The 20,482-nt window shown below is 70.1% G+C and carries 19 protein-coding genes; 10 read left to right on the top strand and 9 right to left on the bottom strand.

Translation table 11 applies throughout. The features are described 5' to 3' along the window. Positions 1-38: 38 nt before the first annotated feature. Positions 39-1,022 (bottom strand): Dyp-type peroxidase, encoded by a 984-nt coding sequence (locus ACFYXB_RS07275; protein WP_351352058.1) that lies wholly within the window; start codon positions 1,020-1,022, stop codon positions 39-41. Positions 1,023-1,181: 159 nt separating this feature from the next. Here ACFYXB_RS07275 and ACFYXB_RS07270 point away from each other — a divergent pair, with 159 nt between their 5' ends. Continuing rightward, positions 1,182-2,102 (top strand): LysR family transcriptional regulator, encoded by a 921-nt coding sequence (locus ACFYXB_RS07270; RefSeq protein WP_351352061.1) that lies wholly within the window; start codon positions 1,182-1,184, stop codon positions 2,100-2,102. 5 nt (positions 2,103-2,107) lie between these two features. Here ACFYXB_RS07270 and fdhD read toward each other — a convergent pair whose 3' ends face one another. Both fdhD and ACFYXB_RS07260 read right to left on the bottom strand, forming a co-directional pair. Further along, positions 2,108-2,950, bottom strand: a complete 843-nt coding sequence (fdhD, locus tag ACFYXB_RS07265; RefSeq protein WP_351352064.1) for a formate dehydrogenase accessory sulfurtransferase FdhD — start codon at positions 2,948-2,950, stop codon at positions 2,108-2,110. 29 nt (positions 2,951-2,979) lie between these two features. Further along, positions 2,980-5,274, bottom strand: coding sequence for an FdhF/YdeP family oxidoreductase (locus ACFYXB_RS07260; protein WP_389578729.1), 2,295 nt, complete (start codon positions 5,272-5,274; stop codon positions 2,980-2,982). A gap of 288 nt (positions 5,275-5,562) precedes the next feature. Between ACFYXB_RS07260 and moaA the strand changes: the two genes are divergently transcribed. Further along, the gene (gene moaA, locus ACFYXB_RS07255) at positions 5,563-6,579 is read left to right on the top strand and encodes a GTP 3',8-cyclase MoaA (RefSeq protein ID WP_351352070.1); all 1,017 of its coding nucleotides are present in this window, start codon (positions 5,563-5,565) and stop codon (positions 6,577-6,579) included. A 282-nt stretch (positions 6,580-6,861) separates the two neighbouring features. After that, positions 6,862-8,097: a molybdopterin molybdotransferase MoeA gene (locus ACFYXB_RS07250; RefSeq protein WP_389578727.1), complete on the top strand. Its 1,236-nt coding sequence runs from the start codon at positions 6,862-6,864 to the stop codon at positions 8,095-8,097. 17 nt (positions 8,098-8,114) lie between these two features. On the opposite strand, the gene ACFYXB_RS07245 is transcribed toward ACFYXB_RS07250, so the two are convergent. Beyond that, positions 8,115-8,747, bottom strand: coding sequence for a DUF1345 domain-containing protein (locus ACFYXB_RS07245; protein ID WP_389578724.1), 633 nt, complete (start codon positions 8,745-8,747; stop codon positions 8,115-8,117). A gap of 74 nt (positions 8,748-8,821) precedes the next feature. Between ACFYXB_RS07245 and ACFYXB_RS07240 the strand changes: the two genes are divergently transcribed. After that, positions 8,822-10,579, top strand: a complete 1,758-nt coding sequence (locus ACFYXB_RS07240) for an FUSC family protein (RefSeq protein WP_389578721.1) — start codon at positions 8,822-8,824, stop codon at positions 10,577-10,579. 9 nt (positions 10,580-10,588) lie between these two features. Here ACFYXB_RS07240 and ACFYXB_RS07235 read toward each other — a convergent pair whose 3' ends face one another. After that, complete coding sequence (locus tag ACFYXB_RS07235) at positions 10,589-11,173, bottom strand: thioredoxin domain-containing protein (protein ID WP_351352082.1); 585 nt, start codon at positions 11,171-11,173, stop codon at positions 10,589-10,591. Between the two features lie 210 nt (positions 11,174-11,383). Continuing rightward, positions 11,384-11,566, bottom strand: a complete 183-nt coding sequence (locus tag ACFYXB_RS07230) for a hypothetical protein (protein ID WP_389578719.1) — start codon at positions 11,564-11,566, stop codon at positions 11,384-11,386. A 50-nt stretch (positions 11,567-11,616) separates the two neighbouring features. On the opposite strand from ACFYXB_RS07230, the gene ACFYXB_RS07225 reads away from it, so the two are divergent. Further along, positions 11,617-11,793: a hypothetical protein gene (locus ACFYXB_RS07225; protein WP_389578717.1), complete on the top strand. Its 177-nt coding sequence runs from the start codon at positions 11,617-11,619 to the stop codon at positions 11,791-11,793. Continuing rightward, positions 11,790-12,839, top strand: coding sequence for an MFS transporter (locus tag ACFYXB_RS07220; RefSeq protein WP_389578715.1), 1,050 nt, complete (start codon positions 11,790-11,792; stop codon positions 12,837-12,839). The genes ACFYXB_RS07225 and ACFYXB_RS07220 overlap by 4 nt, the downstream gene beginning before the upstream one ends. A gap of 50 nt (positions 12,840-12,889) precedes the next feature. On the opposite strand, the gene ACFYXB_RS07215 is transcribed toward ACFYXB_RS07220, so the two are convergent. Further along, a complete protein-coding gene (locus tag ACFYXB_RS07215; protein WP_389578712.1) occupies positions 12,890-13,708 on the bottom strand; it encodes an SDR family NAD(P)-dependent oxidoreductase in 819 nt (272 codons plus the stop codon). A gap of 145 nt (positions 13,709-13,853) precedes the next feature. On the opposite strand from ACFYXB_RS07215, the gene ACFYXB_RS07210 reads away from it, so the two are divergent. From ACFYXB_RS07210 to ACFYXB_RS07200, 3 genes are all read left to right on the top strand, one after another. Continuing rightward, positions 13,854-14,426 carry a TetR/AcrR family transcriptional regulator gene (locus tag ACFYXB_RS07210; RefSeq protein WP_389578709.1) on the top strand — a complete coding sequence of 191 codons (573 nt, stop codon included), beginning with the start codon at positions 13,854-13,856 and terminating at the stop codon, positions 14,424-14,426. 456 nt (positions 14,427-14,882) lie between these two features. Continuing rightward, the gene (locus tag ACFYXB_RS07205) at positions 14,883-17,360 is read left to right on the top strand and encodes a SpoIIE family protein phosphatase (protein WP_389579502.1); all 2,478 of its coding nucleotides are present in this window, start codon (positions 14,883-14,885) and stop codon (positions 17,358-17,360) included. A 287-nt stretch (positions 17,361-17,647) separates the two neighbouring features. After that, the gene (locus ACFYXB_RS07200; protein ID WP_389578706.1) at positions 17,648-17,803 is read left to right on the top strand and encodes an alpha/beta fold hydrolase; all 156 of its coding nucleotides are present in this window, start codon (positions 17,648-17,650) and stop codon (positions 17,801-17,803) included. Positions 17,804-17,861: 58 nt separating this feature from the next. On the opposite strand, the gene ACFYXB_RS07195 is transcribed toward ACFYXB_RS07200, so the two are convergent. Beyond that, complete coding sequence (locus tag ACFYXB_RS07195; protein ID WP_389578704.1) at positions 17,862-18,779, bottom strand: NmrA family NAD(P)-binding protein; 918 nt, start codon at positions 18,777-18,779, stop codon at positions 17,862-17,864. A 103-nt stretch (positions 18,780-18,882) separates the two neighbouring features. Between ACFYXB_RS07195 and ACFYXB_RS07190 the strand changes: the two genes are divergently transcribed. Beyond that, positions 18,883-19,515 carry a TetR/AcrR family transcriptional regulator gene (locus tag ACFYXB_RS07190; RefSeq protein WP_389578701.1) on the top strand — a complete coding sequence of 211 codons (633 nt, stop codon included), beginning with the start codon at positions 18,883-18,885 and terminating at the stop codon, positions 19,513-19,515. 276 nt (positions 19,516-19,791) lie between these two features. On the opposite strand, the gene ACFYXB_RS07185 is transcribed toward ACFYXB_RS07190, so the two are convergent. Then, on the bottom strand, positions 19,792-19,908 hold the full coding sequence (locus ACFYXB_RS07185) for a helix-turn-helix transcriptional regulator (RefSeq protein ID WP_389579499.1): 117 nt from the start codon (positions 19,906-19,908) through the stop codon (positions 19,792-19,794). Positions 19,909-20,482: the final 574 nt, after the last annotated feature.

Genomic DNA, 20,482 nt, shown 5'->3' with positions numbered 1-20,482 from the left:
ACTCCTTCGGACTTCTTCGAGCTCAGGCTTCTTCGAGCTCAGGCTCCTTTGAGGCTGCCGATCCCCAGCGAGCCGTCCGCCGCGGCCTTCGTGCCGGGGGGCGCGGGAAGGTCGTCCAGGAACGTGGCCGTAGGCACGTGGAACAGGCATCCGGTGACCGCGGTCGAGAAGTCGAGGATGCGGTCGTGCCGCGCCGGGCCGTTGCCGAGGAACATGTTCCTGAGCATCTGCTCGGTCACGTCGGGGGTGCGCGCATAGCCGATGAAGTACGTCCCGAACTCGCCGTCCCCAACGGTCCCGAACGCCATGTTCTCCCGTACGATCTTGCGCTCGTTGCCGTCCTCGTCGGTGATGGTGTTGAGGGCCACGTGGGAGTCGGCGGGCTTGACGTCGTCGGGGAGTTCGACGTTGGCCTGCTTGGTCCGTCCGATGACCTTGTCCTGCTCCTCCACGGGCAGGGCCTGCCACGCCGCCATGTCGTGCACGTACTTCTGCACGATCACATAGCTGCCGCCCGCGAAGTCGGGGTCCTCGTCGCCGACGAACACGGAGGCGGCCGCGAGCCCGCCCTCCGGGTTCTCGCTGCCGTCGACGAAACCGAGCAGGTCGCGCTCGTCGAAGTACTTGAAGGCCTGCACCTCGTCGACCACCGTGACCGCGCCGCGCAGCCGTTCCATGAACAGCCGGGCCAGTTCGAAACACAGGTCCATACGACGGGCGCGCACATGGAACAGCAGGTCACCCGGCGTGGACGGGGCGCGGTGGCGCTCACCGGCCAGCTCCACGAACGGATGCAGCCCCGCCGGGCGCGGCCCGCTGAACAACCGGTCCCACGCCGCCGATCCGATGCCGACGGCGCAGGTGAGCCCGTCGTCGGGGGCGCGGAAGGAGACCGAGCGGCGCAGACCGGAGACGTCCTCCAGCAGGCCCCGCACGGTGTCCTCGCGGCCCGGCAGGAGAGTGACCACCAGGAACAAGGTGGCCCGGGCCGGCGGCACGATCACGGGCTGCGACTCGGACAAGAGCCGGCCTCCTCACTGTTCGCGGAAGATCACTGTCGTACGGAAGATCGGGGGAAGGTCAGGGGAAAATCACCGCCGTGGGCGGAATGTCTCACTCACCCATCCTGCGGCAGCCGGGCGCGACTGGCATTCCGCGAACCGGTCAGGTACACCCGTGGCGTGCTGTTTCGCCAACTCGAGTACCTGGTGGCCCTCTCCCGCGAGCGCCACTTCGCCCGCGCCGCCCAGACCTGTCACGTCTCCCAGCCCGCCCTCTCCGAGGCGATCCGGAAGCTGGAGGACGAGCTGGACGTGCCGCTGGTCAGACGCGGCCGCAAGTACGAGGGGCTCACGCCGGAGGGTGAGCGCATCGTGGTGTGGGCGCAGCGCATCCTGGCCGACCGTGACGCCCTCAAGGACGAGGTCGGCGCGCTGCGCACGGGCCTGAGCGGCCGGCTGCGGATCGGCTCGGTGCCCACCGCCTCCGGTGCCGTGTCCCTGCTGACCGGGCCCTTCCTCGCGGCGCACCCACTGGTCACCGTGGAGGTCATGGCGGATCTGCAGTCGCGGGACATCCTCCGGCAGCTGCAGAACTTCGAGATCGACGCCGGTCTCACCTATGTGCGCGAGGACCTGCCCGAGGGCTTCCAGACGGTCCCGCTGTACGACGAGCGGTATGTGCTGCTGACCACGGCCGGCGGCGGCCTCGGCCAGCGGGCGTCGGCCACCTGGGCAGAGGCGGCGCGGCTGCCGTTGTGTCTGCTGACCCCGACCATGCAGGGCCGCAGGACGGTGGACGGCCTGTTCGCGGAGGCGGGCGTGCAGCCGTCCCCGCGCGTCGAGACCGACTCGGTCGGCACCCTGTTCGCCCACGTCAGGACCGGCCACTGGGCGAGCGTCGTCCCGCACGCGTGGCTGCACGTCTTCGGCGTGCCGCACGGCATGCGGGCCGTACCGCTGGTGGAGCCCGCGCGCACGGTACCGGTCGGGCTCGTGATCACGGCGCGGGAGCCCGGTTCGGTGATGGCCCGCGCCCTGACGGACCTCGCCCGGCGGATCGACGTCGCGGCGGAGCTGGAGCGCCTGCCCGGCGCGCGCTGAGGAGCTCAGTGGGCTCCCACCGGCTCCGGTTGCAGACGCTCCGCACCCGCGTACACGTTCATCGAGGCGCCGCGCAGGAAACCGACCAGGGTCAGCCCGCTCTCCACCGCCAGGTCCACGGCCAGCGAGGACGGGGCGGAGACGGCCGCCAGTACGGGAATCCCGGCCGTCACCGCCTTCTGCACCAGCTCGAAGGAGGCCCGGCCGCTCACCATCAGCACCGTTTCGCGCAGCGGCAGCAGCCCCGACCGCAGGGCGTGTCCGACGACCTTGTCCACCGCGTTGTGCCGGCCCACGTCCTCCCGCAGACACAGCAGTTCCCCGTCGGCGGAGAAGAGCCCGGCGGCGTGCAGGCCGCCGGTGCTGTCGAACACCTTCTGGGCCGCGCGCAGCCGGTCGGGAAGCGTCGCGAGCCGCTCCGGCGTGAGGTGCAGCGGGTCCTCGGCCACGGACCACGCCGCCGCCGTACGCACCGCGTCCAGGCTGGCCTTACCGCACAGCCCGCACGACGACGTGGTGTAGAAGTTCCGCTCCAGGGACGTGTCGGGGGCGGCCACGCCCGGGGCCAGGGCGACGTCGACCACGTTGTAGGTGTTGCTCCCGTCCGCCATGGCACCCAGGCAGTAGCGGATCCCGGCCACGTGCTCGGCCGCATGTACGACTCCCTCGCTCACCAGGAATCCGGCCGCGAGGTCGAAGTCGTCGCCCGGGGTGCGCATGGTGATGGTCAGCGGACGCCCGCCGACCCGGATCTCCATCGGCTCCTCGGCGGCCAGGGTGTCCGGGCGGTGCGAGGCGGCGCCGTCCCGGATGCGCAGGACCCGCCGTCGTACGGTCACTCGTCCCATCGTGCTTCTCCTCTGCCTCGTACGGTCGCTCAGGCGGCGGAGCCGGTCGGCTCCAGGCGGACCAGGACGGCCTTGGACGTCGGGGTGTTGCTGATGTCGGCGACGCTGTCGAGCGGCACCAGAACGTTGGTCTCGGGGTAGTAGGAGGCGGCGGAGCCGCGCGGGGTGGGGTAGGCGACCACCCGGAAGTCCTCCGCGCGGCGTTCGATCCCGTCGTGCCACGTGGTCACGAGGTCCACCCGGTCGCGGTCGGCGAGCCCGAGCGCGGCCAGGTCGTCCGGGCTGACCAGGACCACGCGGCGGGCGTTGTGGATGCCCCGGTAGCGGTCGTTCATCGCGTACGGGACGGTGTTCCACTGGTCGTGGGAGCGCAGGGTCTGCAGCAGCAGATGTCCCTCGGGGACGCGCGGCATCGTGAACTCGTTGCAGGTGAAGACGGCCTTGCCGCTCGGCGTGCGGAACACGCCCTCGTTGACCGGGTTGGGCAGCCGGAAGCCACCGGGGTTCGCCACCCGGGCGTTGAAGTCCTCGAAGCCGGGGACGACGCGGGCGATCCGGTCGCGGACGGTGGCGTAGTCGGCCTCGAACTCCTCCCACGGGATGTCCGGTGTCGTACCGAGAGTCCTGCGCGCCAGCCGTCCGATGATGGCGACCTCGCTGAGCAGGTGCGGAGAGGCGGGGGGCAGCTTGCCGCGGGAGGCGTGGACCTCGCTCATCGAGTCCTCGACCGTGTAGAACTGCACGCCCGTGGCCTGGACGTCCCGGTCGCTGCGGCCGAGCGTGGGCAGGATCAGCGCGGTGTCGCCGCAGACGGTGTGGGAACGGTTGAGCTTGGTGGAGATGTGCGCCGTGAGCCGGCAGCGCCGCATCGCCTCCTCGGTGACAACGCTGTCCGGGGTGGCACGGACGAAGTTGCCCGCGACCCCGAGGAAGACCTTGGCGAAGCCGTCGCGCATGGCCCGGATCGAGTCGACCACGTCGAGGCCGTGGTGGCTGGGCGGCGTGAAGCCGAACTCGACGCCCAGGGCGTCCAGGAACGTCCGGGGCATCTTCTCCCACACGCCCATGGTGCGGTCGCCCTGGACGTTGCTGTGTCCGCGCACCGGGCACACGCCCGCGCCGGGCCGGCCGATGTTACCGCGCAGCAGATGGAAGTTGACGATCTCCCGGATCGTGGGCACGCCGTGCTTGTGCTGGGTCAGTCCCATCGCCCAGCACACGATGACGCTCTTGCTCTCCAGGACCATGCCGTGGACGCGTTCGATCTGCTCACGGGTGAGTCCGGTCGCCGTGAGGACGTCGTCCCAGTCGGTCTTGCGGGCGAGCCGGGCGAACTCGTCGAAGCCGGTGGTGGAGGCGTCGATGAAGCCGTGGTCGAGCACGGTGCCGGGTGCGGCGTCCTCGGCCTCCAGCAGAAGCCGGTTGAGTGCCTGGAAGAGGGCGAGGTCGCCGCCGGGGCGGATCTGCAGGAACTCGTCGGCGATCTGCGTACCGCGGCCGATCACCCCGCGCGCCTTCTGCGGGTGCTTGAAGCGGAGCAGGCCGGCCTCCGGGAGCGGGTTCACCGCCACGACCTTGCCGCCGTTGCGCTTGGTCTCCTCCAGCGCGGAGAGCATCCGCGGGTGGTTGGTGCCCGGGTTCTGGCCCACCACGAAGATCAGGTCGGCGTTGTGGATGTCGTCCAGCGAGACGCTGCCCTTGCCGACGCCCAGGGTCTCCTGGAGCGCGGCTCCGCTGGACTCGTGGCACAGGTTGGAGCAGTCCGGCAGGTTGTTGGTGCCGTAGGCGCGGGCGAAGAGCTGGAGCAGGAAGGCGGCCTCGTTGTTGAGCCGGCCGGAGGTGTAGAACAGGGCCTCGTCGGGCGAGTCCAGCGCGCGCAGTTCGGCGGCGAGCAGGTCCAACGCCTCGTCCCAGCCGATGGGTTCGTAGTGCTCGGCTCCGGGGCGCTTGACCATGGGCTCGGTCAGCCGGCCCTGCTGGTTGAGCCAGTAGTCGGACTTGGTGTCGAGTTCGGCGACGGAGTAACGGCGGAAGAAGTCGGCGGTGACCCGGCGTGAGGTCGCCTCGTCGTTGATGTGCTTGGCGCCGTTCTCGCAGTACTCGTTGAAGTGCCGCTTGCCGGGCGCCGGTTCGGGCCAGGCGCAGCCCGGGCAGTCGAACCCCTTGACCTGGTTGATGTTCAGCAGTGTCAGGGCGGTGCGTCGTACGGACGTCTGCTCCAGGGAGTACTCCAGCGCGTGCGTCACCGCGGGCACGCCCGTCGCCCACTGCTTGGGCGGGGTGACCGACAGGTCGTCGCTCGGGTCGTCCTCTATGCCTCTCATGGTCTGCCTCTTCTCTGCCTCAACTGGCGGAGGGCAGCTTCGGTAATTCCCGGGGATATGTCAAAGAGGCGGCTCCGATGACGAAATAGGCGGCGCTTATGTACGACGCCTGCCGCCTCTCACCTGCCCGAACTCCCGGATAATCGTCGCCTATCGCACCATCGGAAAGCATTGTTTGACAGCACTGGGAAATGCGCCGACGATAACCGGGCAGAAATGGGGCGGTGTTTCGGCACTCGCCCTACGATTCAACGCTCGCCATACGGTCACAGGAAGAAGGCAGGTCCCTTGTCCCGACCGCACGCCGGCGTCGCTCCGGCCCCGCTGGTGGACCGGTTCGGCAGGATCCACACCGACCTGCGCCTGTCCCTCACCGACCGCTGCAATCTGCGCTGCAGTTATTGCATGCCGGCCGAGGGGCTGGACTGGCTGCCCCGGGCGGACGTGCTCACCGACGACGAGATCGTGCGCCTGGTGCGCCTCGCGACGCGACGTCTCGGTATCACCAAGGTCCGGCTGACCGGCGGTGAACCGCTGCTGCGCCGGGGTCTGCCCGGCCTGGTCGCCCGGCTCTCCGCGCTGTCCCCGGCTCCCGAACTGTCCCTCACCACCAATGGAATCGGGCTGGCCCGCAGCGCGGCGGCGCTGCGGGAGTCGGGCCTCGACCGGGTCAACGTCAGCCTGGACACACTGCGCCGGGACCGGTACGCCGAGATCACCCGGCGCGACCGGCTCACCGATGTGCTCGACGGGCTGCGCGCGGCACGGGCCGCGGGCCTGGCCCCGGTGAAGGTCAACGCGGTGCCGGTCCGGGGCGTCAACGACGACGAGATCCCCGACCTGGCCGCCTTCGCCGCCGAGCATGGCTACCGCATGCGGTTCATCGAGTCGATGCCGCTGGACGCCCAGGGCGCCTGGCAGCGCGAGCGGATGGTGACGGCCGAGGAGATCCTGCGCCGGCTGGGCGAGCGCTTCGAGCTGGTGCCGGTCGGGCGCCCGGACAACGCGCCCGCCGAGGAGTGGCGGATCGCCGGCACGGACGCGGTGGTCGGGGTCATCGCCAGCGTCACGCGCCCGTTCTGCGGCGACTGCGACCGGGTACGGCTCACGGCGGACGGCCAGTTGCGCAACTGCCTCTTCGCGACGGAGGAGTCCGACCTGCGGTCCCTGCTCCGCGACGGGGCCGACGACGCCGCCCTGGAGTCGGCCTGGCGCACCAGCGTGGCGGGCAAGGGCCCCGGCCACACCATCGGCACGGCCGGGTTCCTCCGCCCCGAGCGCCCCATGTCGGCGATCGGCGGATGACGACCACGAGTGGTACGGAACGCCTCCGGCGGACGCATCGCAGACAGGGCGACCGGAATGCGTGAACGGACGACGACAGCCCGGCCCCTCGCCGAGCACCGGCCTCGACGCCCAGGCGGAGCGATCGCCCATGCCGCAGGTCGTCACCCGCGCAGGGGCACGCCGAGCTGTCGCCGGGGCCCGGTCACGGGCTGAACGCCGGGTGGCCCGGCGCCATGACCTCCGAGCCGCCGGGCGCCGTGAACTCCGGATCGCGCGGCGTGACAACCAAGTGGAGAGCACATGACCGCGACCCGTACGCACACCACCGACGCCATGCCGCATCGGCACGCGGCCCGGTCGGCTCCGAGCTGGGAGGAGGCCCGTTCGCTGGCGCGGCGCAGTGCCGGGGCGCCGCTCGGCTCCATCGGCCTTGCGGCCGGTGACGCCCTCGGGCACGCCCTCGCCGCACCACTCGACGCGCTGTGCGATCTGCCGCCGTTCGACACCTCGGCGATGGACGGCTGGGCCGTGGCCGGTCCGGGACCGTGGCGGTCGTACGGTGGCGTCGTCCTGGCCGGGACCGATCCGGAGCCGCTGCGGCAGGGCACGGCCGTGCCCATCGCCACCGGCGCCCGACTGCCGCAGGGGGCCACCGCCGTACTGCGCCGGGAGCGTGCGGAGAGCGACGGCGAGTGCATCTGGCACACCCCGCCCGATGTGCTGCCCGTCGGCCGGGACATCCGGCCGCGCGGTCAGGAGTGCCGGGCCGGTGAGCCGCTGCTTCCGGTCGGCACCACCGTGACCCCGGCCGTGCTGGGTCTTGCCGCCGCTGCCGGGTACGACCGGCTGTCGGTGCACCGCCGGCCCCGCGTCGAACTCCTGCTCCTCGGCGACGAGTTGCTACGGCACGGTGTGCCGCAGGGCGGGCGGGTCCGGGACGCGCTCGGTCCGCTGCTCACGCCCTGGCTGGGTGCCTGCGGCGCGGAGCCGATCGGGGTCCGCATGGTCGGGGACGACGCCGGCCTGCTGCGGGAGGCCGTCGAGCGCTCCCCCGCCGACGTCGTCATCACCACCGGCAGCACCGCCGCCGGTCCTGTGGACTTCCTGCACGACGTCCTCGGCGGGCTGGGCGCCGCCCTGCCGGTCGACTCCGTGGCCGTACGGCCCGGCCACCCCATGCTGCTCGCCGAACTGCCGCCCGCCGCCGACGGCCGCGCCCGCCATCTCGTCGGGCTGCCCGGCAATCCGCTGGCCGCGGCCGCCGGGATGGTGACTCTGGCCGTCCCTCTGTTGCGGCGCCTGGGCGGGCACACCGATCCGGAGCCCATGCTCAGGCGCGTAGCGGCCGGCCTGCCGGGCCATGCGCGCGACACCCGTCTGCTGCCGGTGCGGCACACCGGGTCCGAGATGGTGCCGCTGCCGTTCGACGGTCCGGCGATGCTGCGCGGCCTGGCGCTCGCGGACGGCTTCGCCGTCGTCCCGCCCGGCGGCGTCCCGGCGGGCACCGTGGTGGAGGTCCTCGAACTCCCCGTATGAGCAGGAACGAGATGCCCTCAGCCGCTGACGAGTCCCACGACGAGGTTGATGGCCGTGGCGAGAATGCTCGTGCCGAAGGCGTACGACAGCAGGGTGTGCCGCAGCACGATCGCGCGGATCGTCGTACTCGACACATTGGTGTCGGACACCTGGTACGTCATGCCGAGGTTGTAGCTGAAGTAGAAGAAGTCCCGGTACGCGGGCGGCTGGTCGGAGTTGAAGTCGATCCCGGTGGCGGACTCGTAGTACACGTAGGCGTAGCGGGTGGCGTACATCAGGTGCAGCGCGGCCCAGGCCAGGAAGACGCCGCACAGCGCGGTCGCGGCGACCGCGTGGCCGGGGTCGGATCGGCCGCGCACGAGCAGCAGCACGATGGCGACCAGTCCGCACAGGGCCACCGCGACGACCACGAGTTCCTCGGCGAGGGGCCGGAAGTCCTCCCGCCGGGCGTTGCTCCGGGTGGCCGCCGCGTCCATCGGCCACAGCACCATCCAGCCCGCCACGACGAAGGCCAGTTGCGTCACGGCGATACCGGCCAGGACACCCAGCGCCACGTCGGTCGCCAGCCACACGGCCATGCCCACCACGCCGCCGAGGAGCACCGCGCCGGCCAGGCGGGGCCCGGCGTCCAGGGATAGCCAGGTCGTCATGCACCCAAACGGTAGTCGCGCCGACGCGGATCAGCCTGGCGGCCGTCATCGACAGCAGGGGATATACACCGAACATGCAGTTCTTCCGCCGCTTCGTCCTTCTTCGGCCCCGGCAGGGCCCGCGGCCTGCGCTCGCCGGTGTGCGGCGCGTGCTGTCGCCGCGCGGTGCGCTGACGCTGCACGAGGTGGACGGTGCGGTCGTGTTCGCCCTGCGGGCCGCCCTGGCGATGGGGCTGGTCGCGGTGCCGATCACTCTCGCGGGCCACCCCGACCTCGCGGTCTACGCCATGCTGGGCTCCTTCACGACCACGTTCGGCCGCAATCTGCCGTATGCGCGCCGGGCCCGTGTCCTCGCCGTCGTGGCTGTGGCCATGACGGCGCTGGTGGGCTGTGGTGCGGCCCTCGCCGTGTGGGCGCGGCCGGGGGCCGGTGGCGCTGGTGTCGCCGTGGTGATCGCGGCCACGGCCCTCGTCGCGGGCGGCGCGAAGTTCGTCTGTGACGCCGCGCGGCTGAGCGGGCTGGGTGCGGTGTTGCTGCTGTTCTCGTTCGCGGTGGCCGCCAACAACGAGACCACGCGCGCCGACGTGCTCCCGTACACCGCGTTCGCCGCGGTCGGCGCGACCCTTGCATGGTTGCTGGGCGTGTCGGGCCGGCTGGTGCATCCGGACCGGCCCGAGCGGCTGGCGGTGGCCACGGCGCTGCGCAAACTCGCCGAGTTGCTGGACGCGTCCGGGGACGTACCGCAGGGCACCCGGCACCGGACGACCGTCGCCGTCCTCCACGCCTACCAGTGCCTCGGTGTCGCACCACCGGCCGACACCGCGCGGACCGACCCCGGCCGCGACGCCGTCTTCGTACGACTGACCGATCTGTCCTGGACGCTGCTCATCGGCTCGGCCCGGCACTCCCCCGCCGACCCGGCCGCCACGGCTCTGCTGCTGCGCCGGCAGGCCCGTCTGCTGACCGACCGGCGGCTCCGGGATCCGCTGCTGCTGACCGAGCTGTCCTCCCAGGGCGGGGGTACGGTCCGGCGCCCGGCGACGACGACCGCGGTGCAGGAAGGGCCCGCCGCCCGGCGCGCCACCGAACTGCTGAGGGGACGGATCGGGGGCCGGGAGCACATCGCCGTCCTGGCCGTGCCCGCCCTGCGGATGGCGCTCGGCACCGGCGTGGCCGGCGGGGTCGCCGCCCTCCTCCATCTGGAGCGCGGCTACTGGGCAGCGATCACCGCGGCCGCCGTGCTGCACTCGGTCAGCCTGCGCACCACGGCCCAGCGTGCCGCCCAGCGGACCCTGGGCACGGTCGTCGGGCTGCTGCTCGCGTTCGCGGCCCTGGCCGCGCACCTGCCACCCGTGGCGCTCGCGCTGCTGATCGTGGTCCTGGAGTTCCTGCTGGAGTACGTCGTGGCCCGCAACTACGCCCTGGGCGTCGTCTTCCTCACGCCGATGGCGCTGCTGCTGAGCGACCTGGCGGCACCCGCGCCGCCCGGCGAGCTGGTCCTCGACCGGGTGCTGGGCAGCGTCGTGGGGATCGCCGTGGCGCTGCTGTGCGCGCTGCTCGTGGTCCACGACCGGGCCGCGGTCCGGGTGGAGCGGGCGCTGGCCGCGTGCCTGGCGGCAGTCGAGCGGACCGAACGGGCACTGACCGGGCTCGACGAGCCGCCGCCCGCGTTCGTCCAGGTGCAGCTGGCGCTGGCGGTCGTGGAACTGCGCGAGGCCGACGACGCCGCGGCGGGTGAGCTGTGGCCGGCCGGCATCGACCCGCCGCTGCTGGCGGCCACCGAGGAACGCGCCTATCTGCTGCTCGCCCGGTTCCACGGGGGCGGGGACTGAACCGGGCACTCACTTCGGGAGCTGGGCCAGGAATTCCTGCGGCGTGACGGCGGGCCCGTCCTCGGCCTTCACCACCGGGATCACTTCGTCGTCGTACCAGACGACCGGTGTTCCCACGACACCGTAGGAGGCGAAGCCGCCGACCGTTTCTCCGGCCCAGGTCAGATAGGTGTCGTCGGTGACCTTGCGGTCGAAGTCGGCGGACCTCAGTCCCTCGACCTCGCTCGCCAGCGACAGCAGCACCGAGGTGTCGGCGAAGCGGTCGAGTCCGGGCGGGTACGGCTGCGCCGCGAACAGCACGGCCAGGTACTCGATGAACTGCCGCTGTCCCGCGTCGCTGGCCGCGCCGAGGGCGCTCAGAGCGCGCTGCGAGCCGCTGCCGCCGACCGTGTCGTCCAGGGTCGCCGCGAAGTGGAACCTGAGGACCCACCGGTTGTCGTCGGCGGCCTGCCGGAAGGTTGCGAGAAGGCTCTCCGCCATGCGGTGACTGGCCCGGTCGCGCAGTTCGAGGAAGACCCGGAGCGTGTGGAGGCTGTCGAGGTTTCCGTAGTACACAGTGGCGCCGCCGACGCCCGTCGTGTTCGCCGGAGTCATACCACGAGGCTGCCACAGCGGACCGGCCGTCACGACCGGAGCGACCGGAGGACTGCTCGAAGACCTTCAGGCTCCACCCCGTGTCGGTGTTCGAGCCGGGGCCATCGGCACGGCTGTAGGTGATGTTCCCCCGGTGTCGGTGCGGGTCTGGGTGGTTGTGGACACACTTCCTCACGTCATGGTGGGCGCCGCGGCGGACGAGGCGACGGCTCAGCGCCCCGCCAGGAGGTGGCTGCACAGGCCCTGGTGGACCCAGCTCTCCCACACCTCGGGGGACCAGTCGCGTTCGGCGACGAACAGGTGGTACACCTCGGGGCCGAGCAGGGCGTAGCAGATGTCGACCGCGCGGTCGGTGTCGAGGCCCTCGGCGAGTTTTCCCTTCTCGGCGAGCACCTCGACGAAGCGCCGCTGGACAATCCGGCGCTGTTCCTTGCAGGAAGCTGATGAGCGCCTATCCGTCCGCTACCGAGATGATCGACCAGCTGCTCGCGGGCCGCGACTCCTTCCTGGCGCGCGCCATCGACCAGTTCGTCGCGCAGGACAAGCTCAAGGACGTGGAGAAGACCATCGAGTTGCTGGAGCGGCTGGCCGCGGCCGACCTGAGCGACGGCGCCATATGAGCACTCGTACCTCCCGGACCAACACCTCCTGGACCGGCGGTCGGAAAGGCGGCGGCTCGCGCGAGCCCTTCGCGCCGACGTTCACCACCCCGCTCTATGTGGGCTCCGCGCTCAACCCCGTCAACAGTTCCATCATCGCGACGGCCATGGTGCCGATCGCCACCGAGCTCGGTGTGTCGGTGGGCGCCACCGCCGTACTGGTGTCCGCGCTGTACCTGGCCAGCGCCGTCGTGCAGCCCACGGCGGGCAAGCTGGCGGAGGTGTTCGGCCCGCGCCGGATTTTCCTGTCCGGCATCGTCCTGGTGCTGCTCGGCGGCGTGGTCGGCGGCCTCGGCCAGAACTTGGTGATGCTGACCGTCGCCCGGGTCCTGATCGGCATCGGCACCTCGGCCGCCTTCCCCTGCGCGATGGTGCTGATCCGGCGCCGTGCCGAGGACGCCGGGCTCGACACCCCGCCCGGCGGGGTGCTCGGCGGCATCGCGATCGCGGGCATGGCCACCACCGCGGTCGGCCCGCCGATCGGCGGACTCCTGGTCGGCGTCGCGGGCTGGCGCTGGGCCTTCTTGATCAACAACCCGGTCACGTTGATCGCGCTGGTCATGGCCCTGCGCTGGCTGCCCAAGGGTCCCCCGTTCGACCGCGAGCACAGCGGTTTCCGCCAGGTCGCCGCCCGGATCGACCTGCCTGGCATCCTCGGCTTCGCCACGTCGATGACCACGCTGGTCATCTTCCTGATGAGCCTCCCGCAGGTCCGCTGGACCGCACTCGCCGTCTTCGTCCTGGCCGCCGCGCCCACCGCCTGGTGGGAGCTGCGCACGACGGCGCCGTTCTTCGACTTCCGTGCGCTCAGCGCGAACGGCGCCCTCACCCGCACCTATCTGCGCCAGGCGCTCACGCTCCTGGGCGTCTACTCCGTGATGTACGGGATGACGCAGTGGATGGAGGCCGCCTACGGGCTGTCCACCGTGCAGGCGGGCCTGATGCTGCTGCCGATGGGCGCCGTCTCCATGGGGAAGGGTGGGGGGCTGGGGGAGATACGTACCTGACTGGACAGAGGCGGCCGCTTGTCGTACGTGGCCGGGCGCGGCGCGCCTGATCAGCCCTGCGCGACCTGGGACACGTGCTGCCAGTCGGCCCATGTCTGCAGGCGCTGGGCGTAGAGGGGTTCGAGGATCTCGATGGGTTCCGTGCCGAACAGCACCCGCAGCGGCGGGTTCTCGGCGTCGACGATCTGCAGCAGGGCGGTGCCGGCGTCGGCAGGGTCGGCGTAGCGGGCCTCGCCGAAGCGGGCCGCGATGGCCTCACGGACCTGGTCGTAGGCGGGGTTCGGCTCGGCCCGCACGCCGGAGGAGCCGCCCCAGTCGGTGCTGAACCCGCCCGGCTCGACCACGGTGACCTTGATCCCCGCGCCGGCGACCTCATGGGCGAGGGCCTCGCTGAAGCCCTCGAGCGCCCACTTGGACGCGTGATATGCGCCGAGCGAGGGGAACGCGGCGACGCCGCCGACGGACGAGATCTGCACGATGTGGCCGCTGCCCTGGGCGCGCATGATCGGCAGGACGGCCTGGGTGACCCAGAACGCGCCGAAGAGGTTCGTCTCCATCTGGTCGCGCAGCTGCTGCTCGGTGATCTCCTCGACCATGCCGAACAGACCGTAGCCGGCGTTGTTGACCACCACATCGAGGCGGCCGAACTTTTCGTGCGCGGCGGCCACCGCGGCGGCGACGGCCGACTTGTCGGTGACGTCCAGCGCCAGGGGCAGAACCGCGTCGTCACCGTACTTGGTGACGAGATCGTCCAGCGCGGCCATGTTCCTGGCACTCGCCGCGACCTTGTCCCCGCGTTCCAGGGCGGACTCGGCGAACGAGCGGCCGAGGCCGCGGGACGTACCGGTGATGAACCAGACCTTGCTCATGATGACTCCTTCGGGAACGGCCTTCGGGAACAGATCTCCGGGCCGATTTCACTGTAACCCAAAACTTAGACGAGTCCAAAAATACATCCGTCCAGGATTCGGTACGTAGGATGACAACACCGAGAGAAAGCGAGAAAGAGGAGCCATGAACCTGCGGGAGCGCAAGAAGCTCGCGACCTGGCGCGCCATCCGGACCGCCGCCCTGCGACTGTTCGACGAGCAGGGCTACGAGGCCACGACCGTCGAGCAGATCGCGGCCGCGGCGAACGTCTCCCGCGCCACCTTCTTCAACTACTTCGCCGGCAAGGAGGCCGTGGTCTTCGACCAGGACCCCGAGGAGCGGGGCAACTGGCGGGCCCTGATGGACGACCGCCCCGCGGACGAGTCGCTGTGGGATTCGCTGACCGCCATCCTGACCGGGTTCGTCGAGAGTCTGCGGGACCGCATGGCGCTGCAGCGCCGCCTCAAGGCGCAGTCGCCCGTCCTCGCCCAGTCGGGCCAGAACTTCGGCGAGCGGTTCTTCACCGAACTGAGGCAGTGGGTGGCGTCCCGGACCGCCGACTCCGACGAGCTGACCGCGACGCTGCAGCTGAACCTCGCACTGGCCGCCATCGACACGGCCTATCAGACCTGGCCCGATGACGAGCCGTTCGACGGGTTTCTACGACGCCTTGAGCGCTGCCTCCGCCAGGCGCGCCCCGGCACGGCCGCCGGCTGACGTGTCAGCCGGCGGCCACGACGACAGGCCAGACAGCTCAGCGGCGTCGCGCCCAAGGCGTGCCCTTCAGAGCGGACAACCAGACTGCCCCTCGAAGCAGCTGACACCCCATCAGAATGAGCGTCACGAGCGTCAAGGTGTCGCCCGTAACGCCCACACCGCACACAATGCGCACGCACAGAACCGCAGATCAGGAGCCAGGATGCGGAGCTTCCCCTACCTGCGACGAACTGCAGTTCGAGGTGCGCGCAAAGGTCGCCCGGAGGTGGGACGTTCAGCCGGCGACTTGGAGCTCACCTGGCTGGCAACTCGACGACGACCTGAATGACGGGAGCGGTATCAGTCACGGCTGCAGCGCTGTCACAAAACCGATCACTATCCGGTCATTCGGTAAAAAGGGCACATCATTCGAGCCCTATACCGCTGTCTTTCCCAGACTCCCGAGGAGAGCACTCGATGACCATAGCCACCCTCGACGCAGTGACACTGGGTAAGCAGTTGACCGCATCTGATATATCCGACACGGCAATCGCGCTGCTCGACGAGCAGGGGACGGTCGCCGCATGGACACACACCGCCGAACGGCTCGTCGGATACTCCGCCGGTGACGTCGTGGGCCGGTCCGCCGCACTCGTGCTGCCATCCTTCAAGGAAGCGACGACGACATCGGCGTTCGTCGAGCAGTGTCGTGCCGAAAACGGCTGGTCAGGGGCGACAGTGGTGCGCCACCGGGACGGTCGCGTACTCGACGTCAGCGTACGGATCACGATGTTGCGCGGTCAGGACGCGACAGCGCGATGGCTCGCGTCCGTGACCGACACCGTTCCGCAGTCCGGGGACGCGACAGACAGATCGGTCCGGGGGCCGCTTCTCGCCCTCGCGCCGATCGGTGTCTGCATTCGTGACCGGCAACTGCGGTCCACCTACGTAAACGACGTTGCCGAGAGCCACGACGGCCTTCCCCGTGACCGACGTCTCGGACGTCGATTCACCGAGGTACTGCCCGGTGCCAATGCCGAAACAATCGAGGCGGTAATGCGGCAGGTCCTCCAAAACGGTGCGACCAAGATCCACGAGTACCGGACGTGGCTGCCGACGAGCCAGGGCCCGGAGCACCAGTTCGCGGCTTCATTCCAGTGCCTACAGGGCGCCGACGGCGAATCGCTGGGGGTGTGCGTCATCGGCGCCGACGTCACCGCGAGCTGGCAGGCGCGTGAGCGCCTCGCCGTCCTCAGCCAGGCCAGTACGCGTCTGGGCAGCACCCTGGATGTGATGCAGGCCAGCCAGGAACTGGCCGACCTTGCCGTGCCTCTGCTCGCCGACTACGTCGCCGTGGACCTTGAGCAGTCGATCTCGTTCGGGGAGGGGCCCCCGGTACGCATCAGCGCGACGGGCGAGCGCCTCCCCGCTTTCCGGCGGGCGGGTCTGGCCTCGATCCACCAAGGTGTGCCGGAATCCCCATGGGTGCGCGGCGAGCCGGTCAACGTGCCTCCCGCCTCACCCTTTACCGCCGTGCTGCGTGCCGGGAAGTCCCGACTGGAGCCGGTCCTTGACACCGCTTCGGGCACATGGGTCGACAAGGTCCCGGAACTGGCGCACAGGGTCCGCGAAAACGGCATGCACTCGATCATGATCGTGCCGATCCGTGCACGGCGCGCCCTGCTGGGCGTGGCACTGTTCGTCCGCACAACGGATCCCGTGCCGTTCCATGAGACCGATCTGCTCCTGGCCGAAGAGCTCGTCGGCCGCGCCGCGCAGGCGTTGGACAACGCCCGTCGGTACGCTCTCCAGCACACCGCCGCCCTCACGCTGCAACGCAATCTGCTGCCCCGCCATTTGACGGGTGGCACGGCGGTCGAGGTGGCGTCGCGCTACCTGCCCGCGGACGTGGACCACGGTGTCGGCGGCGACTGGTTCGACGTTATCCCGCTCTCCGGCGCACGGGTGGCGCTCGTCGTCGGCGACGTGGTCGGGCACGGCCTCAACGCCGCCGCGACCATGGGCAGGCTCCGCACCGCCGTCCACACCCTCGCCGACATGGAACTGCCCCCCGACGAACTGCTGGCCCACCTCGACGACACGGTCCAACGACTGGGCGAGGAAGAGTGCGATGTCCCGGACCAGATTCCGGCCGTGACGGGCGCCACCTGCCTGTACGCCGTCTACGACCCGGCCACCCGCCGGTGCACCATGGCGGCGGCCGGGCATCCCCCGCCCGCGATCATCGACCCGCAGGGCCGGGTCACGTACCCCGACCTTCCCACCGGCGCCCCCCTGGGTATCGGCGTGCGGGACATCTTCGAGTCCGTGGAACTGGAACTGGCCGAGGGAAGCGTCCTCGCCTTGTACACCGACGGCCTGATCGAGACTCGCGACCACGACATCGAAGAGGGGATGCACCGGCTGGGCACCGCCCTCGCACAACCGGGCCGAACCCTCGAGGACCTCTGCGACATCGCAACGCAGACCCTTCCCGACCAGGCGCCGTGCGACGACGTCACACTCCTCCTCGTCCGCACCCGCTCCCTCAGCCCGAGCCAGGTAGCTTCCTGGACGCTCCGCGATGACCAGTCCGCCGTCCGCACCGCCCGCACCCTTGCAGCACGACAACTGACAGAATGGGGCCTGGAAGATCTTCAGGACGCCACGAAACTGATCGTCAGCGAACTCGTCACCAACGCCATCCGCCACGGCACCGGACAGATCGGGCTGCGGCTCATCCGGCACCAGGTCCTGACCTGCGAAGTGTCCGACACCGACGCGTTCGCACCGCGACCGTGTCGCGCACGCACCACGGACGAGAACGGTCGCGGCCTCTTCCTCGTCACCAAGCTGTCCCGCAGGTGGGGCTCCCGCTCGATATCGGGCGGCAAGGTCGTCTGGGCTGAACAAGACCTCCCATACGCATCCGGCCCCCGATCGGCGCATACCTGAGGCGAACCCACCGACCTCGCGGGGAGGCTTCCGGGGCATCCGACACACCTCCGACACACTCTGTGCCGCTGGCACCCTCTGACGTACTCCGCCGCAGGTCAGCGACCCAGGGCGGCTTCGCCACCCGCCGTGGGGCGGGTAAATGGGCACATCGAACGCCCCGTAGCCCTTGATCAACACCGTGCCGCGGGGTGGCAGCACAGGAGGCGAGGTCAGCTACCTGCGGTTTTGCCTGCAGCGGTTGGTATTTACGCGTCAGCGTGGCCTTGGCGACTCCGGCGTGCTCGATGACGCGGTCGATCCCGACCGATTGCTCCTACCTGCTGCAGCAGCACGCCCCGAACGCCCAGCTCATCCTCTACCCCGACGCCAACCATGGGGCTCATCACCAGTATCCCGAGCTGTTCGTCAAGCACGCCAAGCTCTTCCTCGACTCCGAGTAGGAGTCGGCGAGGATCAACCGCGTGCGCTCGCAGCTTCATCGGGCCCGCGCTGCGGCAACTATGAGGAGAGCTGGTCGAGCAGTTCCTGACGGTGTGCGGTGGCCCACGAGCCGAGATGGATGGGCTCTCGGCCGAGCAGGTCCTGGACCGTGCTCGTGGTGACCGCGGAGTAGTCGAAGCGGCCCTCGTAGGTCTGTCCCGCCCAGATCAGCGTGCTGGCCGCGTACGCGGTGTCCATGTTGGCGGGCGCGACGTCCAGCCCGGCGTCGATCATGCGCTGCAGATCGTCCGGGGTCAGGACCAGCGCGGGAATCTCCCGCCCAAGGGCGGTGGACAGGACCTCGGCCACCTCGGTGCCGTTGAGGAGATCGGCGGACAGGTAGTAGTCCTTGCCCGCGTGCGTCTCGGGGCCTTCGGCCAGAATCTTGGCCACGACCGCCGCGATGTCGTCGCCTGCGATCCAGCCGACCTGCTTGTCTCCCATCGGCCACACCATCTGGCCGTCGCGCAGCCGGTTGATGCCCAGCAGGTTCTCCATGAACACATGCGGATGCACACTCGCCCAGGCCAGCTTGGAGCCGGCGATGTAGCGCTCCACCAGTTCGTGCCACGCGAAGTGCGGGTCGGTGGAGCGCCCGTCGCTGAACACGCCCAGATGCACCAGGAAGCTGACGCCGGCGTCCTCCGCGGCGTCCACCAGGGTCTTCGTCTGCTGGTTCATCGCCGAGGTGTAGCCAGTCATCAGGAATACCCGGTCGATGCCCTCCAACGCGCCGGGGAAGGTGTCGGGGTCATCGAGATCGATGCGGACCGCTTCCTTCCCCTCCTTGATCCACTGCTCGACGGTGGCCTTGCTGCGTGAAGCGCGCACCGGGACCACTTGGCCGGGTGTCGCCTCCAGAGTCTTCACGACCGCCGCTCCGGTACGGCCTGTGGCCCCGAGGACCAGCACCCGCGGGGTGTCTGTGTTCCGCATCTGTCTCTCCTTGACCTCACACGAAAGCAATCACTTTCGTATGACACGATAGTCATCGCTGTCGTATGCTCTGTCAAGCCGACGCGAGACCGGAGGAAGAAGCGTGCGTACCTGGGCTGAGAACGACCCCAAAGCGCGCCTGATGGCGCGCAAGCGCGAGGCGATCATCAACGCCGCCCTCGCGGCCTTCCTCGAAGAGGGGTACGGCGGAAGCTCGGTCAACCGCATCGCCGCAAGCGCAGGCGTGTCCATCACCACCCTGTACCGGCACTTCGACAGCAAGGACGATCTCTTCGTCGCCGTCATCCAGGAGGCCTGCGACACCTCCGCGCAGACCGCGGACCCGGAGTGGCTGAACCTGCCGCCCCTGGAAGGCCTGACGGAAGCGGGCTGCGAACTCCTCCAACACATCCTGTCCGAGCAGCAGTTGGCGCTGTTCAGGGTGGTGACCCGGGACGCGCAGCGCTTCCCCGAGCTCGGCCGCCGCTACCAGCAGGAGATTCTCGGAGACCGCATAGCCCTGTTCACGCGGCATCTCTCCCACTGGCCGGCGGAACTGCGCTCCAGGGTCAGCGACCCCACGCGGGCCGCGCACGTCTTCTCCGCCCTCCTCCAGGCGGAGATCGTGGACACCGCCCTGCTCGGCGGACCGGTCCCCGACCCGGCCGCCATCCGGATCCGCTCCGAGGAAGCCGCGAACGACCTACTTGCCCTCGCCCAGGCCGGACGCCTGTAACCGACGTTCGCCCCTTGGATCATCCACCTTGACGACCAATGCGCTCTCGAGCTTGAACGCTCGGCTTCACACCCGGCCATCACCGGCGACGCGCGAGTGCGGGGGCGACCCGCGCCGTGGCGGAGACGAGTTGGAGCAGTCCTACAAACCGGTCCTCCTGCCCAGCCTCGGCCGAGCCCTCCTCAACCGCTGCGCCTCGCTGCCGGCCGACCAGGGCGCCGCCGTCGCCCGGCTCGACGACCGACTCTCCGGGCCACGGCCGGCTCCAACTGCGCGCTACTGGTTCCCCCGCGCGGCCTGCCACTCGCGGGGAGACATGCCACAGGCCGTGCGGAAGACCCGGCTGAAGTGGCTGCGGCTCACAAAACCCCACCGTCTGGCGATCGCCGCCACGGTGAGGGGGGCGCCCAACCGCCAGCAGCCGCTCGTACGGCGTGTCAGCCTCGATCTCGAAGTCCCCCCACCGCGCCCGGACCAGCCACGGGCCAACTCGAGACTCCATGGCTCGCACAGCACTGTTCGCGCTGGTCAGACGGACGTCTGGCGTGTACCACCAGCAGACGAAGAATCAGCTGGGTGCTCCACACATGTGGCTGAGCATGACCGCTTGGCACCACGAAATTCTCGGGCATCCTGCGTAGCCGGCTTAGCCAACAGACCACCTGACCAACGGCACAACGCGCCTGACACTCCATCAGAACGAGCGTCAAATGAGCGTCACGAGCATTCCAGCGTCAAGGTGTCGCCCGTAACGCCCACACCGCACACAATGCGCACGCACAGAACCGCACCCATGAGGGCCGGGCCTGTCAAGGGGCGTAAACGGCCACCGCCTGCGGCCTCTCGATGGGATGCCGGGGCGTTTTCCTTGCGAGGGCTTCCTCGCGGTGTATCTGTGGGACCGCCGCCTGGGAGGGGTCCAGTTGGAGCGCCCGGAGCCCCGCGAGGAACGAGCGGGGCGAGGACG

It is taken from the genome of Streptomyces sp. NPDC002619, assembly GCF_042889305.1.
Lineage (GTDB): Bacteria > Actinomycetota > Actinomycetes > Streptomycetales > Streptomycetaceae > Streptomyces.
Note: the sequence above shows the minus strand (reverse complement) of the source record. Positions and strands in the feature narration are given on the sequence as shown.